General features: G+C 69.3%; 13 protein-coding genes and 3 pseudogenes. 12 read left to right on the top strand and 4 right to left on the bottom strand.

All coding sequences use genetic code 11. From position 1 onward, the window contains the following. Positions 1–4 precede the first annotated feature (4 nt). From A6A06_RS27865 to A6A06_RS27855, 3 genes are all read left to right on the top strand, one after another. Positions 5–553 carry a flavin reductase family protein gene (locus tag A6A06_RS27865; protein ID WP_073764389.1) on the top strand — a complete coding sequence of 183 codons (549 nt, stop codon included), beginning with the start codon at positions 5–7 and terminating at the stop codon, positions 551–553. A 149-nt stretch (positions 554–702) separates the two neighbouring features. Next, positions 703–1,071, top strand: coding sequence for a YciI family protein (locus A6A06_RS27860; protein WP_073764388.1), 369 nt, complete (start codon positions 703–705; stop codon positions 1,069–1,071). 142 nt (positions 1,072–1,213) lie between these two features. Beyond that, positions 1,214–2,470 (top strand): RNA polymerase sigma factor, encoded by a 1,257-nt coding sequence (locus A6A06_RS27855; RefSeq protein WP_073764387.1) that lies wholly within the window; start codon positions 1,214–1,216, stop codon positions 2,468–2,470. A 17-nt stretch (positions 2,471–2,487) separates the two neighbouring features. On the opposite strand, the gene A6A06_RS27850 is transcribed toward A6A06_RS27855, so the two are convergent. Both A6A06_RS27850 and A6A06_RS27845 read right to left on the bottom strand, forming a co-directional pair. Continuing rightward, positions 2,488–2,856 (bottom strand): YciI family protein, encoded by a 369-nt coding sequence (locus tag A6A06_RS27850; RefSeq protein ID WP_073764386.1) that lies wholly within the window; start codon positions 2,854–2,856, stop codon positions 2,488–2,490. 199 nt (positions 2,857–3,055) lie between these two features. Next, on the bottom strand, positions 3,056–3,820 hold the full coding sequence (locus A6A06_RS27845) for a helix-turn-helix domain-containing protein (RefSeq protein WP_199931195.1): 765 nt from the start codon (positions 3,818–3,820) through the stop codon (positions 3,056–3,058). A gap of 335 nt (positions 3,821–4,155) precedes the next feature. On the opposite strand from A6A06_RS27845, the gene A6A06_RS27840 reads away from it, so the two are divergent. Both A6A06_RS27840 and A6A06_RS27835 read left to right on the top strand, forming a co-directional pair. After that, complete coding sequence (locus A6A06_RS27840) at positions 4,156–4,770, top strand: SDR family NAD(P)-dependent oxidoreductase (protein ID WP_338015955.1); 615 nt, start codon at positions 4,156–4,158, stop codon at positions 4,768–4,770. A gap of 489 nt (positions 4,771–5,259) precedes the next feature. Next, positions 5,260–5,880 (top strand): MerR family transcriptional regulator, encoded by a 621-nt coding sequence (locus tag A6A06_RS27835; protein WP_073764749.1) that lies wholly within the window; start codon positions 5,260–5,262, stop codon positions 5,878–5,880. A 385-nt stretch (positions 5,881–6,265) separates the two neighbouring features. On the opposite strand, the gene A6A06_RS27830 is transcribed toward A6A06_RS27835, so the two are convergent. Next, positions 6,266–7,426, bottom strand: coding sequence for a magnesium and cobalt transport protein CorA (locus A6A06_RS27830; protein WP_073764383.1), 1,161 nt, complete (start codon positions 7,424–7,426; stop codon positions 6,266–6,268). Positions 7,427–7,647: 221 nt separating this feature from the next. Here A6A06_RS27830 and A6A06_RS27825 point away from each other — a divergent pair, with 221 nt between their 5' ends. The 7 genes and pseudogenes from A6A06_RS27825 to A6A06_RS41160 all read left to right on the top strand — a co-directional run. Next, positions 7,648–8,037 (top strand): cell division protein SepF, encoded by a 390-nt coding sequence (locus A6A06_RS27825; RefSeq protein WP_073764380.1) that lies wholly within the window; start codon positions 7,648–7,650, stop codon positions 8,035–8,037. A 54-nt stretch (positions 8,038–8,091) separates the two neighbouring features. Beyond that, positions 8,092–8,721 (top strand): annotated as a pseudogene (locus A6A06_RS43815) (biotin transporter BioY); the annotation flags it as partial. Between the two features lie 498 nt (positions 8,722–9,219). Further along, positions 9,220–9,726, top strand: a pseudogene (locus tag A6A06_RS43810) (biotin transporter BioY); the annotation flags it as partial. After that, positions 9,723–10,076: a nucleotide pyrophosphohydrolase gene (locus tag A6A06_RS27815; RefSeq protein ID WP_073764376.1), complete on the top strand. Its 354-nt coding sequence runs from the start codon at positions 9,723–9,725 to the stop codon at positions 10,074–10,076. The pseudogene A6A06_RS43810 and the gene A6A06_RS27815, both read left to right, overlap by 4 nt. 133 nt (positions 10,077–10,209) lie before the next feature. Then, a complete protein-coding gene (locus A6A06_RS27810) occupies positions 10,210–10,665 on the top strand; it encodes a DUF6099 family protein (protein WP_073764374.1) in 456 nt (151 codons plus the stop codon). A 628-nt stretch (positions 10,666–11,293) separates the two neighbouring features. After that, positions 11,294–11,977: a rhodanese-like domain-containing protein gene (locus tag A6A06_RS27805; RefSeq protein ID WP_073764372.1), complete on the top strand. Its 684-nt coding sequence runs from the start codon at positions 11,294–11,296 to the stop codon at positions 11,975–11,977. Positions 11,978–12,129: 152 nt separating this feature from the next. Then, a pseudogene (locus A6A06_RS41160) lies at positions 12,130–12,983 on the top strand (IS5 family transposase); the annotation flags it as partial. Positions 12,984–13,004: 21 nt separating this feature from the next. On the opposite strand, the gene A6A06_RS27790 reads toward A6A06_RS41160, so the two are convergent. Further along, a complete protein-coding gene (locus A6A06_RS27790; RefSeq protein WP_242440970.1) occupies positions 13,005–14,171 on the bottom strand; it encodes an FAD-dependent monooxygenase in 1,167 nt (388 codons plus the stop codon). Between the last annotated feature and the right edge of the window lie 50 nt (positions 14,172–14,221).

Genomic DNA, 14,221 nt, shown 5'->3' with positions numbered 1-14,221 from the left:
CGGGATGACAGCCCCGCAGACGCCGCCCGGCCGCGCCCCCGGCACCGCGGTCCCCGGAGAGCGCCGGCATCTGCGCGACGTGCTCGGCTCGTTCGCGACCGGCATCGTCGTGCTCACCGCCGGACGGGCCGAGCCGCGTGGCATGACGGCCAACTCGTTCACCTCGGTCTCGCTGGACCCGCCCCTGGTGCTGGTCTGTGTGGCCCGCACCGCCGCCCTGCACGATCTGGTCCTCGACGAGGGGGCGTTCGCGGTCTCGGTTCTGTCGGCCGACCAGGAGCCGGTGGCACGACGGTTCGCCGACCGCTCGCGTCCGCGGGGCGCCCGGGAGTTCGAGGCCGTCGAGGCGGCACCGGGCCCCCACACGGGCGCCCCCCTCCTGGCCGGGGCGCTGGCCTGGCTGGAGTGCCGGCTCACGGCCGTCCACGACGGCGGTGACCACTCGATCATGCTCGGTGCGGTGCTGGAGGCGCACAGGAGCGCTGAGGAGCCGGCGCTGCTGTTCCACGGCGGCGGCTTCCGGCGACTGGCCCCCGCGCGCGTACGCACCTGAGCAGCGGGGCGGGAGTTCCGTACGCCGGTTTCCGGCCCTTCGTCACTGATCGGGCGCAGTACGGTGTCGTCGATGTCGAGAAGCCGAGCCGGGCTCCGACAGAGGGGTGAAGGGCGCGTTCGAGGCGCCGTGTCACAAGGAGGTTTACCGTGAAGTTCCTGCTGATCATGCATGTGAACCCTGCCATCTGGGAGGCACTGCCGGAGGAGACCCGCAACGAGGTGATGTCCGGGCACGGTGACTTCATGAAGAAGATCAAGGAATCCGGCGAGTTCGTCTGCACCCAGGCGCTCGCCGAGCCGGCGCAGAGCTCGGTGGTGGGGGTACGCGACGGGGTGCCGGCCGTGACCGACGGCCCGTATGCCGAATCGAAGGAATTCCTGGGCGGCTTCTACGTGATCGAGTGCCGGGACCGGGAGCGGGCGCACGAGATCGCCGCCATGATCCCGGACAGCAAGGTCGAGGGGCTCGGCATCGAGGTGCGCCCGGTCGCCTTCTCCGACGGCCTGCCCGAGTGAACCAGGCGCGGCGGCCTTCGACCTGACCACCGGCGAACGGCCGCCGCGCCCGCGGTTTTCCCGGCCTCGGCGCTCTCCCGCCGCGTGTTAGCGTTGCTGGCTCCACATCGACAACCGTGTGCGCGGAGAGGACGTTCGGGGAATGGGTGCCGTCGGTGATGTCGATACCGTTCTGCGCGACTTGATTCCCCGTGTCGTCGGAGTCCTGGTACGTCGCCACGGCTACTTCGAGGAGTGCGAGGACGCCGCCCAGGACGCGTTGGTCGACGCCACCGTCCAGTGGCGCAGGGACGGCGTCCCGGCCAATCCGCTCGGCTGGCTCCTGACCGTCGCCTCCCGGCGCATGGCCGACCGGGCACGCAGCGAGGCTGCTCGGCGTACGCGGGAGGAGGCCGTCGCCGCCCTCGCGCCGGCCGACGCGTGGGCCGCCCACGGGCCTGAGGACCAGCCGCCGGCGGACCACGACGACTCCCTCACCCTGCTCTTCCTCTGCTGCCACCCGAGCCTGTCGCCGTCGTCCCAACTCGCCCTCACCCTGCGGGCCTGCGGCGGACTGACGACGGCACAGGTCGCCCAGGCCTTTTTCGTCCCCGAGGCCACCATGGCGCAGCGCATCAGCCGCGCCAAGCGTCGCATCAAGGAGGCCGGGGCCCTGTTCGAGCTCCCGCCGCCCGAGGAACAGGCGAGCCGGCTCGCCGTCGTCCTCCACGTCCTCTACCTGATCTTCAATGAGGGGTACACCAGGACCTCGGGCACCGATCTGCACGACGTCGAGCTGACGACCGAGGCCATCCGGCTCACCCGGGCGCTGCGCGAGGCGCTGCCCGACGACCCAGAGGTCACCGGTCTGCTCGCGCTGATGCTGCTGACCGACGCGCGCCGTCCCGCGCGCACGGACGCCGACGGCAACCTCGTCCCCCTCGCCGAACAGGACCGCACACGGTGGGTCCAGGGCGCCGTCAAGGAGGGGACAGCACACATCACGGAGGCGCTGGCCAAGGAGCAGCCCATCGGTTCGTACCGCCTTCAGGCCGCCATCGCGGCCGTGCACGCCGAGGCGCCCGGCGCGGACGAGACGGACTGGCGGCAGATCGTCATCCTCTACCAGTTGCTGGAGCAGGTCGCCCCGAACCCGATGGTGAGGCTCAACCACGCGGTCGCCGCGGCCATGGCCGACGGCCCTCTGGTGGGCCTGCGCCTGCTGCGCTCCCTGGACGACGACCCGCGTATCGCCGAGCACCACCGTCTCCACGCGGTTCGCGGCCACCTGCTGGAGATGGCCGGCGACCTCGACGCCGCCGGCGCCTGCTACCGGGAGGCCGCCCGGCGCACGGCCAGCCTCCCGGAAAGGCGCTACCTGGAATCGCGCGAGGCCGCGCTTGACGAACGCGACCGCTGACCTGCGCGGTGCCCGCGTCACATCTCGGTGCCCGCGCTCACCATGACGGGCCGTACCTCGACGGCGAAGCCGTCGAAGCGGGCGTCGGGGATCATCGCGGCCCATTCCTCGGCCCGCTCCCGTGACTCACAGTCGACCAGGTAGTACCCGGCCGCGTGCACTGCGACGTCCGGGAGCGGTCCCGGGGCAGCCGTCGCCCGTCCGTCCTTCACCCGCACCACCGAACCCTGTGAGGCATCGGCGAGGAAATTGGTCGCGATCATCTCGCCGGCCTCCCGCACTCTCTCCTGAAGAGCGCGGTGTCCCCGTGAGATCTCGTCGCGCTCGTGTTCCGCCAGGCCGTCCCGGGCCCCCGGCTCCATATGCGTGATCAACAAATACTTCATGGCGAACCTCCTCCTACCGGGTCGTAGCCGAACCGCTGTTCTCGACCCGGTTCGGCCCGCGAGAAGGCCTGGTCGGAGCGCGGACGAGCAGCCTGCGGGCGGGAGTTGGGCACCTACGGGCCGAGGCGCTCCGTGACGCCGCGGGCGGGGAAGCCCGGAAGGCGCCGGACAGGGGCACGCCTTTGGAAAGCGCGACCCCTCACACCGGTACGGCCTCCGGGAGCCCGGCGTTCGTCTCAGGGCACATCGGCGTGAAGGGCCGCGGCGTCGCCATGAGGACCGGCACGTCGAGCCGGCTGCGGAAGGAGAGCGGCAGGTCCGGCAGGCACAGCGTGGGGCCTGGTTCGAGCGCTCCGAGACGCCGGCCTCCCATGAGCCGGGCATCCTCCGGTGAGAGCGCGTGGAGCCCGGCCGCCGTCCCGGCCGGCAGCGAGAACGCCGTCAGGTGACTCTCGGGGGTTGCCGGAACGGTCAGTTCGTACGGGCCAGGGGCAGCCACGAGGGTGCCGGCCAGCGGCCGCCCCTCGGGGATCGGGCCGGGGAAAAGCCCGACGAACACGGCACGCCGCTTCTCGCCCGGTGGCAGCGAGACGGTGCTGCGGATGCGGCGCTGCCGCGCGGAGCGGACCGGCGGTTCCGGGCCACGGTGACAGGGTGCGAAGCCGCGGAAGCGACGGTAGTTTGTCGGCGACAGGCCCACACTGCGGCTGAAACGTGTGCTGAATGTCCCTACGCTGTTGTATCCGACGGCGGTGCCGATATCCACGACATTCCAGTCGGTTGATAAAAGGAGTTCCTTCGCCTTTTCCATGCGAAGTGCCGAGAGGAACCGACCCGGCGGGACACCGGTGGCCCGCAGGAAGAGGCGAGAGAAATGGAATTTACTGAACATGGCGGCTTCGGCCAGCGTGTCCAGGGAGAGGGGTTCGCCCAGCCTGCTCTGCATGACGTCGACGGCGCGCACGATTGCCTGCTCGGTCTCGTCTCTCAACGGTTCCTCGATTCTCAGTGTGTGCTAACCAAGTCATCTCTCATGCACTACGTCGCTAGCCCGTCATACCTGTATCGACGTGCTTGTGCGACGTGACGGTGTCATATCTAAGTGCGTCAGGCATCTTCCGGATTGCGGGACCGTATGGCCTCTGACCTGCGAACGAACCGCGATGGCGCGTGTTGTGTGAACTGTCCGGTTTTTTTGACGAAAAGAGCGATGGCTGCCGCGTCTCTATGAGATGATCGCGGGGCGGTCACGTCCGGCTGCGTTGTCGTTTTTCGGCGCGGGGATTCCGGGGTAAATGAGTGAACGGAGTCAAAGAGCCGCAAGATGCACGAATTCCATCCCGTGGCCGCGTGGCAGGGCAGCAGCCGCTCTGCGAGTCGAGGAGGAGTGGGCGCGCAGAGTCGCATGAAGTGGATGGGAAGTGTTTTCGAGTGCACCTTGAGGATAAAACGGTCGTGGTCTACGGGGTTTCGGACCCGCACGGCATGGCGCTGACGAAGGCGCTATCGCGGCGTCGTGCGCTGATATTTCTGGCCGACTCCGTCCCGGAGAGAGCCGAGAGCGCGGCCCGCAGCATCATCGAGGCCGGCGGAGCCGCCGAATCCGCCGAGGTCGATCTCTCCGACGGGCGCGAGGTCGAGGACTACACGTCCGGCGTGGCCCAGTGGACGGGCGGGGTCGACGTGGCGGTGGTGGCGGTCGGCGGCGATCACGCGGTGACGCAGCTGACCGCGGCCCGGGTTGCCGCTTCGCACATGGCCGCCCGGGGGCGCGGCCTCATCGTGGTCACGTCCGTCCGCGCCTCGTCGGAACGGAGACTCCGTCACCTCGCCCAGCGCGTCGCGCCCAGAGGGGTCACCGTGCTTCCGGTCTTCTGCGGTTACGACGCATACCAGAGCGCTGTCCTTCCTTGAGGGGGCCTCCGCCTCTCCGGGACGGCGGGGCCGTCTCCGCCACCGCGGCGTCCGCCGACGGCGGTCGAGGCCGGGCAGGTTGGCGGAGCGGCACCGGCCGAGGGTGCCGAAGAGGCGCGGATGCTTCTCAGGAGTCGCGAGCGACATCACCATTGTCGGGCGGTGGCGGTGCCGCGACACCTCTGGTCTTGCGCTGCCTCTTTGGACCGGGGTGGGGACGGCGGTACGGGGCGCTCGTCCGGCGCCGCCCTCGGCCTCGGCGGGCGAAGCCGGGCACAACGGGATTCGAGCCGGACAACCGGCAGCGAATGCCGTGCGCGACGCACCTGGCCACGAGCTGCGCTCACAGTGGGTGGGAGGCGGCTCGGCGTTTATCCAGGATTGCTGAACGCCGGTGATTTACCGCCGAAAAGGCTCGTTCCCCGGCCCGGCAGGTAATCTGTCCGCACGCCGATCAGGACGCACCACTCTGATGTGGGGGAAGAAACGTTGCAGATCTCTGAATTGAGCGACCGCAGCGGGGTGTCGATCGCCAGTATCAAGCACTACCTGCGCCGGGGTTTGCTGCCGCCGGGGCGTGCCACCGCTCTGACCCGGGCTGAATACGGCGAGCAGCACATTCGCCGGCTCCGGCTCATCCGCGCGCTGATCGGCGTACGGGGTCTCTCGGTCCGCACGGCCAAGGAAGTACTGGATGCCGCCTCCCGGTACGAAGGCGATCCGCGCGAGGCGCTGCGCGTCGTACTGGGAGCCGGTACCGCCCCGTCCGGTGATCACGAGCACAGCGGGAAGGCGTCGGCAGACGTGGAGCAACTGCTCGACCACGTCGACTGGGAGGTGGCGAAAGACGCTCCGCCCAAGCGTGCTCTGGCAGACACCTTGGCATCGCTGCGCCATCTCGGTACGGACTTCGACTGGCACTCCCTTGTCCCGTACGCGGAACTCGCCCAGAAAACCGCGACGTTGGACCTCGGTCAACTAGGGGAAAGGAAAGACCCCGCGAAACAAGCCGAACGGGTGGTGCTCCTGACCATCATGCTGGAACCCGCTCTTCTGGCGCTGCGCCGACTTGCTCAGGAAAACCAGTCGGTCAGGGGACACAAGGGCTGAAGTGGCAGCGTGGAATCACCCGTCGGATGCGGTCGGTGTCATTCCCGTGAGAAAAGCGCGGACGTTGTCAGGCAGCCGCTCTTCAACCGCGTCGGGGGAGCCGCTGGGATGTCGGGCGCGGTTACGTACTGACAGCACTGTATGCGGCAGCGTGGTGACCGGCGGCCGCCCGTACGGCCAGGGCGTTCAGCTGAGGTGGCAACGGCCCGCAGGTCCGCGGCCGTTTCCGGGCGACCGATGCGGGCACCATCAGGCGCAGCGCGGTGTGCGGCGAAGAGGTTTCGTCGAAGAGACGGATTGCGTACGCCACGTCGGCGTACCCGGCTACCCGCACGCGCTTCCCGCGGCGTCCCGCATGCGGAGCGCATGCGCTGACGCCGATTGCTCAGAGCCAGTCGCGCCGCTTGAAGATGAAGTACAGGCTGACGCAGACGACCGCCATCAGGGCGATGGCGAAGGGATACCCGAATGTCCAGTGCAGTTCCGGCATCGTGTCGAAGTTCATGCCGTAGATCGTGCCGACGAGGGTCGGGGCGAAGAGGATGGCCGCCCAGGAGCTGATCTTCTTGATTTCCTCGTTCTGCTCGAAGCCCGCTTCCGCGAGGGCGCGCATCTCGGCGTTCTGCTGTTGGTTCACGAGGGTGGCGTTGACGGTGAGGATGTCCTGGAGGGCCTGACGGAAGCCGTCCACGCGTTCGGTGGTGTGGGTGGCGTGGTCGGCGACGTCACGGAGGTAGCGGCGGAGTTCCTCGTCGATGCCGTATTTCTCGAAACCGGCGGTCAGGCTTTCCAGCATGCTGTTCAGGGGGCGGGTCGCGCGCTGGAATTCCACCACTTCGCGGGAGAGTTCGTAGATCCGGCGGGAGACGCGCGGGTCGCCGCCGAAGACCTCGGTCTCGATCTCGTCGATGTCGTTCTGGACACCGGCGACCACCGGCGCGTAATCGTCCACGACGGCGTCGAGGATCGCGTAGAGGACCGCTTCGGGGCCGCGCTTGAGAAGCTCCGGGGTGGCTTCCATGCGGCGGCGTACGGCGGGCAGGTCGGGGGCGCCGCCGTGCCGGACGGTGATGACGAAGTCGGGGCCCACGAAGACGTGCAGTTCGCCGAAGTCGACCTCTTCGGGGTCGTCCAGGTAGCGCGCGGCCCGCAGGACGACGAAGAGGATGTCGCCGTAACGTTCCAGTTTCGGCCGCTGATGGGCCTCCAGCGCGTCCTCCACCGCCAGCGGGTGAAGGTCGAATTCCGACGCGAGGGTGACCAATTCGGAGGACGACGGCCGGTGCAGCCCGATCCAGGCCATGGAGCCGGAGGTGGTGCGCAGGTGCCGGAAGGTGTCGGCGAGTGTTTCGTGGGTACTGAGGCGATGTCCGTCGCGGTAAAGAGTGGCGTTGATGACACTGCCGGCGGACGCGGTGCCGGGATCCGGCGCCGGTGGATCTTCCGTGGTACCGGCGGGCGCGGCCGGAGTGGCCGGCCGCTTCTTCGCCTGCTTGCGGAGCCCGCGCAGGCCGCGCAGCCCGCGGCCGGGAGGATCAGCGCTCATGACGGAACCGACCTACGTAACAGAGGGAGCGAACAGGAACAGGGGATCTCGACGCAGGATATATGCCCAGGGTGTCGACGCTGGTCAGTGGCCATGGTGCAGGATGGAGGAACCAGGTGACGCCATCCGTGTGTCGCACCCGAAGACGTATAAGCGGTTATCCCTACAATTGCGCGATGCAGATAGCGAAGTTGTCCAGCCCTTCCGGAAGAGGTGATTCGGTGAACGGGCCCGATGCCACCGACGAACAGTGGGAAGGGCTCGCCGAGGTCGTTCCCCTTCGCAGCGGCAGTGAATGGCCCTCGTGGCCCGATCACCGTGCCCTGCCCGAGGAGGAGCCGGGCGAGGAGATGCGGCGGTTCGTCGTCATCCGGGTGCAGACCTTCGCCGACGCGCGCGAGGTCGCCGAGTACCTGATGGCGCAGATCCCGGTCCTGCTCGACCTCAGCAGCGCCGACGCCGACGTGGCCAAACGCATCCTGGACTTCTCCAGCGGCGTCGTCTTCGGGCTCGCCAGCGGGATGCACCGGGTCGACACCAACGTCTTCCTGCTCGCGCCCGTCGGCACCGAGGTCGCCGAGCCGCCGGCCGGTCTCGTACCCCGATCGTAGGAAGGCGTTGCAGCCGTAACGGTTTTGCTCTCGCCGGTTGCCTAGCGTCCTCGTATGGACACAGAAAGTGTGCGCCCGGCGGTCACCGAATTACGTCTGTCCGCCTTCAAAGCGCATCGCGGCGCGACCTTCCCGCTCGGCCCGTTGACCCTCCTGACCGGCGCGAGCGGCAGCGGGAAGTCCAGCGTGCTGCAGGCGTACGAGATCCTCGCGCGGCTCGGCAGCGGGGCCCGGCTCGGACGGGCGGTCGCGGCGGCGCCGGGGGGCGCGGTCGGGTGCGTACCGGCCTGGGCGCGCCCCGACGGGCAGGGGAGACGCGGGTTCCGTATCGGCTGCACGGTCGACGGGCCGGTCGGTCCGGTCCGGCTCGACGTCGCCGTACAGGCCGAACCGGAATTGCGCATCGTCGGCGAACGGCTGACGGGGGGTGGCGAGACGCTGCTGTCCACGGCCCTGACGGATCCTGCACGGCGCGCGGTGCAGGCGGCTTGGTACACGGCCGGGGCGACGCCCGTGACGCGCGCGCCGCTGCCCGACGACCGGCTGGGTACGGCTCTGCTGCCGTTGCGCGTCGCGGGCAAGACGGCAGGGCAGCGGCTCGTGCTCGCGGCTGCGGAGCAGGTGGTGGTGGCGCTGCGGTCGGTGTTCGCGTGCGACCCGCGACCGGAAGTGATGCGCGGGGCGGGGCCGGGCGCCGGGTGCGGTGCGGGGGCGGGGGGAGGCAGAGGGCCGGGCGGGCTTGGGGCTGGGGCCGGAGGCGGCGGGGGCGCATGCGGGGCCGGGACTGGGCCTGGGGCCGGTTCCGGTGCTGGGGCTGATGCTCGTGCGGGCGGTGGCCGTGCCGGTCATGACAGGCATGAAGGCGTCGGCAGTGCCTCTGGCTCTCATGGCTCTCATGGTGCGTCTGGTGTACCTGGTGCTTATGGCGCTGATGGGGCGGAGAGGGCTGACGGGGCTCCTGAGGTCAGCGGTCGCGGAGGGGGCGGTAGTTCCACCGCGTCCGGTGGCGCGTCCCGTGCTGGTGACGCGTCCCGTGCTGGTGGTGCTTCGCGTGCTGGTGGTGCTTCGCGTTCTGGTGTGCGTACAGAGGCTGACGCGCCGGGAGGATTTGCCGCCGCGTCCGGTGGCGAGGGGGTGGGAGACGACGGGGGCACGTTCGGCGGAAGCTGGGGGTGGTCCGCCGGGGACGGCCGGCTGCGCAGCGCCTGCGACAACCTCCCCGCCGTACTGGGGCGCACCAGCCGGGAGTGCGCGCGGCGGCACGCGGTGCTGGTCGAGGCGGTGCGTGCCGGTTGCGTCGGACCGGTGGCGGGACTGCGGGCCGAGCCGATGGAGCGTGGAGGGACGGTCGGCATGCGGGCGCTGGTCGAGCGTGGTGGGCTGCCGTCGACGCCGCTGGAGCAGCTCGGGGACGGGGAGCTGCGTTACGTCGCGCTCGCGCTGGTGCTCCTGACGGGCCCGGAGGTGCTGGAGATGGATCCGGCGGGCGAGGTGCTCTCCGCCCGCCAGGTACTGGGGCTGATGGCGGACGGCATGGACCGGAGTCTGGACGGCCGGCAGGCGCGGGCATTGCTGGAGCTCGCCGTACGGATGGTGGGGCGCGGGCACATCCGCCTGCTCGGAACGGTACGGGACGCGTCGGCCGCCGAAGGGCTGCCCGAGGTGCGGGTGCTACACCTAGGGGTATGAGTGAAGATCTCCATGCATTGCAGAAGCGGCTCGCCGAGTTCGCCGCGGCCCGCGACTGGCAGCAGTACCACACCCCCAAGAACCTGGCGGCGGCGCTCAGCGTCGAGGCCTCCGAACTGGTCGAGATCTTTCAGTGGTTGACGCCGGAGGAGTCGGCGAAGGTCATGAGCGACCCGACGTCCGCCGGGCGGGTCGAGGACGAGGTCGCCGACGTGCTGGCCTACCTCCTGCAGTTCTGCGACGCCGTGGGGGTCGATGTGCTGAAGGCTCTGGCCGCGAAGATCGAGCGCAACGAGACGCGATTTCCGGTGAAGGGGGCCGGACGAGCCAATCGTCACTCTATGGAGTGAAGGATCTTTCCACATCGTCTCGGTTGTCCACAGATTTGCGAATTCCTCTGGCCTTTTTGGCCTTTCAAGTTCACGCTGGGTAGTGGCAGGTAGGTGCAGCGAAGCTGACAGTGGTCTGAGGGAGGGGGCGCGGATGGACGCGGTGCGCATCATCGCGGCCAGTCGGCGCGGTCTGGCGCAGGCGCGGACGGTCCAGGAGATCGTCGTCGAGGCGTGGCAGGCACAGGCTCTGGCCGAGGCGGTGGGCAGCCATCTCGCGATATCCGGGCCGCACGAAGTGCGGTCCCGGGCGCGGGGATTGGGCGACGCGGGAGGGAGGACGAGTGCGGCACTGGTGATCCCGGCGCCGAGGATCGGTGGGCCACGCGCAGCCCAGCTGTCCGAGGTGCGGGACACTCAGGCGGCGCTGCGAGGGCTCTCCTGGCTGCTCGGCGAGGTGTGCGAGGCACTGGTGGGCGTGGTCTGCGCCGCGGACGAGGAGGGGATGTACTGGACCTGCGTGGAGGCGATGGACGTAGCCGATGAGTCCCGCGACCGGGTGACCGGAATACTGAAGTATCTCGCCGTACGGCCCTGCGACACAGCCTGACGGGCGCACGCACCGGCGCGAGCGCCCCGCGAGTTCCTTGCGCGCTCCCCGCGAGTTCCCGGCGGGCCCCGCGAAATCCCGGCGAACTCCCCACGAACTCCCTTGGGGCTGGGGGTGCTCGCTCGCCTTCACCGTCACGGGCCGCAACAGCAACGACTGCACCCAGTTCACCGCGGTGATGGAAGTCATACGGGTGCCCCGCACCGGCCTGCACCGGCCCGCACCGGCCCGCACCGGACCGGGTCGGCCCCGGATGAGGCCCGCCCACGTCCCGGGAGGCAAGGGCTACGGCTCCCGGGTCACCCGGGCTTGGCTCGGGCGGCGGGGCGTCGACCAGACCATCCCCGAACGGCAGTGGCGCTACCTCAGAGCCCGGCTCGGCGGCCAGTCGGTGGGTGGACCCGGTCCGCTGCCGGCGTATCGAATGACGCCTACTGGTTTGCCGGGTCAGCAATGCTGCTTGCCGCTCCGCAGTGTGGGCGCGCAATCTGCGTCCAGAAGATGTTGCTCACCACCCGAAGCCGGTATCTGACGAACTCGGCCGTGTTCCCTCACCCGCTGGGAAGCTCTCCGGTCCGAGCAGCGCGTCAGAAGGCGCAATCGCCTTACGGAGCAGAGGAGACAGCAGATGGAAAATCGCCATGTCGTCATCATTCCGATCGAGATCGACGAGGAGAAGGAAAGCTCGTACCTCGACGCCTGGCAGGATGCGGCGGAGGTGATGGCCGCTCAACCCGGGTTCATTCGGACGTACATGTTCCGCACGATCGTTCCGGGGAGCACATTCCCTCTGGTCAACGTGGCGGAATGGGAGTCCACCGCTCACTGGGAAGAGGCGATGGACGTCTGCCCGATGATGGGGCAACAGATAGCCGTCGCCCATGCCTCGAACTACGAGGCGGTCCGGACGGTCCTGCCCGCCACGCCGCAGAGCCCGAGCTCCGGTGACGGTCACCCGCCCGCCGACCTGTCTCCTGCCGAGGCGCATCGCCGCGTCGTGGACGGCGAACTCACGCTGGTCGATGTCCGGGAAGACGATGAATGGGCAGCGCGCCACCCGGCCGGCGCCGTCCACGCCGCGCTCGGCACGTTGCCGGCTTCGCTGTCGGATCTGCCCGACGGCCCGCTGGCCTTCATATGCCGCACGGGCACACGCAGCGTGCAAGGCGGCACGCAGGCGATCCGCGCAGGCCGGTCCCCCGTCTACAACGTGGCAGGCGGCCTTGAGGCATGGGAAGCCGCAGAGCTTCCGGTCATTCACCCCGGCCGCGAGAACGCGGAGAACAACGGACAGGTGCGAGCGGCGCGGTGAGCAGTCAGGGAATCCCAGCCGGTCGTCGATTCATATCATTGCCGCGCGGAGATGAATGGTGGGAATGAATGGTGGAGACGGGCATCGCGGAGATCGGGCAGCCCGCCCGTGAAGCCTTCTTCCGGTGGGCGGGCTGGTCCGTCTTCACCGGGTCTGATCACCGCACGGTGGTCAACGGGGTGCTGCTCCGGGCCCGCACCGGGGTGCCGTGGCCGGATCTGCCGGAGCGGTACGGGCCCTGGCAAACCGTCTATGAGCGGCATCGCCGCTGGTCGGCGGATGGTACGTGGCAGCGGATCCTGGCCGAGCTGCAGATCGGAGCCGATGCCGCCGATCCCGACAGCGCCCTGGCCCGCCGCCTGGAGCGGGAGTGGGCACTCAACATCGATTCCACCTCCTGCCGGGCCCACCAGCACGCGGCCGGGGCCCGGCACCGGCCGCCGCGCGACGTCCCGCAAAAGGGGGTGGGACGCGTGCGGAGGTCGATGGGCGGGAGGCGCTGGGACGCTCCCGGGGCGGACTGACCACCAGGATTCATCTGCTGGCTGATGACCGGGCCCGCCCGCTGACCGGGCAGACCACACCAGGTCAACGGGGTGACAGCCCGATGCTCGTGCCCCTGCTGGCCGGACTGCGGATCGGACGGGAGGGACCGGGACGCCCGCGCTGCCGACCGGACCGCATCCATGGCGACAAGGCGTACTCCAGCCGCACCAACCAGGCCTGCCTGCGCCGCCGGAACATCAAGGCGACCCTCGCCGAACCGGCCGACCAGCAGGCCAACCGCCGGCGCCGCGGCTGGGCCGGCGGCCGCCCGCCGGCCTTCGACACAGCCCAGTATCGGCAACGAAGCGCTGTCGAGCGATGCGTCAGCAAGTGGAAGCAGTTCCGCGCAGTGGCCAGCCGCTTCGACAAGCGTGACTACACCTTCAACGGCACCCTCACCGTCGCCGCGATCGTCATCTGGCTCCGCGACACCGTCCAAGAGCCATCAGAAACGACCTAGGCCGGGCACCCGGGCGCCCGCTCACCGGTCAGCTGTTTCGGTCGTGTTGGTGGGGCTGTCGTTGTTGGGGATGCCCCCGAGTGTGATGGCGTTGGCTGCGTGGGCGAGGTCGGTGGGGGTGACTGTGCTGTCGTCGGACTTGTGTTGTGCGATCTGCTGGTTCTTGCTGACGTAGCTGTGCATGGCCTGCTGGTAGCGGGCGAAGGCCACGCGGTGGTTGCCGGGGTTGTCGGCGAGTTCGCTGACGAGGACGTAGGCGCCGACCAGGGCCAGGCTGGTGCCCTGGCCGGATCGTGGTGAAGCGCAGTAACCGGCGTCGCCGACGAGCGTGACCCGCCCGTTCGCCCAGCGGTCGAGGTGGATCTGGCTCAGCGAGTCGAAGTAGAAATCCGGCGCATCCCACATGCTCGCCAGGAGCCGGGGCGTCTCCCAGCCGATGTCGGCGAAGCGCGCCGCGAGGACGTGCTTCTGCTGGTCGACATCCCGGTGGTCGAAGTCGAGTTTCGCGGACCGGAACCGCAGCATCGCCCGCGCCTCGGTGTTCTGCCGCGCGCTGTAGACACCGACCAGCGCGTCACCGGCGAGGTGGTACATCTGCCAACGGTCGAGACCGAGAAAGTTCTCCACGCTGAAGATCGCGAGGTAGCTCCCGAGGAAGTGGACGAACTCCGACTCCGGGCCGAAGGCCAGCTGACGCACACCGGAGTGCAGGCCGTCCGCGCCGATCACCAGGTCGAAACGGCGCGGACGGCCGCGCTGGAAACCGACCTCGACGGTGTCGTCGCCCTGTGAGAGGGAGGCGATGGCGTCGCCGAATACGTACTCGACACCGGAGTGGCTCGCGTCGTACAGCAGGGTGGTCAGGTCGTCGCGCATGATCTCGACGTCGTCGTTGTCGATCAACCCGCCGGTCAGGGTGGCCTCGGTGGACCTGGTCAACTCCGTGCCTCGGCCGTCCACGAACGACATGCCGCGCATGCCGGTCGCAGCCGCCTGGGCGGCGTCGAGCAGCCCCATCCGTTCTGCGACATGGAGCGCGGCCCCGCGGATGTCGATGGCCTGCCCGCCTTTCCGCAGGCCGGGCGCCCGTTCCACGACCGTCGGGTGGAACCCCGCGCGTTGCAACCAGTAAGCCAGCGTCAGCCCCGCCACACCCGCTCCGGAGATCAGAACACTTCTGTTTCGCACGGCTTCCTCCCGGCGCTGCCGACGCATACCTCAGTGGCTGTAGTGCCCAC

The sequence above is a fragment of the Streptomyces sp. CB02923 genome, assembly GCF_001905005.1.
Classification (GTDB): Bacteria; Actinomycetota; Actinomycetes; order Streptomycetales; family Streptomycetaceae; genus Streptomyces.
The sequence above is the reverse complement of the archived record's forward strand: the minus strand, read 5'-3'. Positions and strand labels throughout refer to the sequence as shown.

What these genes read in the sequence shown, in the direction of transcription:
- A6A06_RS27850 (WP_073764386.1), bottom strand. Translation starts at nt 2,856, where the DNA reads ATGAAGTATTTGTTGATCACGCATATGGAGCCGGGGGCCCGGGACGGC.
- A6A06_RS27810 (WP_073764374.1), top strand. Translation starts at nt 10,210, where the DNA reads ATGGACGCGGTGCGCATCATCGCGGCCAGTCGGCGCGGTCTGGCGCAG.
- A6A06_RS27805 (WP_073764372.1), top strand. Translation starts at nt 11,294, where the DNA reads ATGGAAAATCGCCATGTCGTCATCATTCCGATCGAGATCGACGAGGAG.
- A6A06_RS27865 (WP_073764389.1), top strand. Translation starts at nt 5, where the DNA reads ATGACAGCCCCGCAGACGCCGCCCGGCCGCGCCCCCGGCACCGCGGTC.
- A6A06_RS27855 (WP_073764387.1), top strand. Translation starts at nt 1,214, where the DNA reads ATGGGTGCCGTCGGTGATGTCGATACCGTTCTGCGCGACTTGATTCCC.
- A6A06_RS27830 (WP_073764383.1), bottom strand. Translation starts at nt 7,426, where the DNA reads ATGAGCGCTGATCCTCCCGGCCGCGGGCTGCGCGGCCTGCGCGGGCTC.
- A6A06_RS27815 (WP_073764376.1), top strand. Translation starts at nt 9,723, where the DNA reads ATGAGTGAAGATCTCCATGCATTGCAGAAGCGGCTCGCCGAGTTCGCC.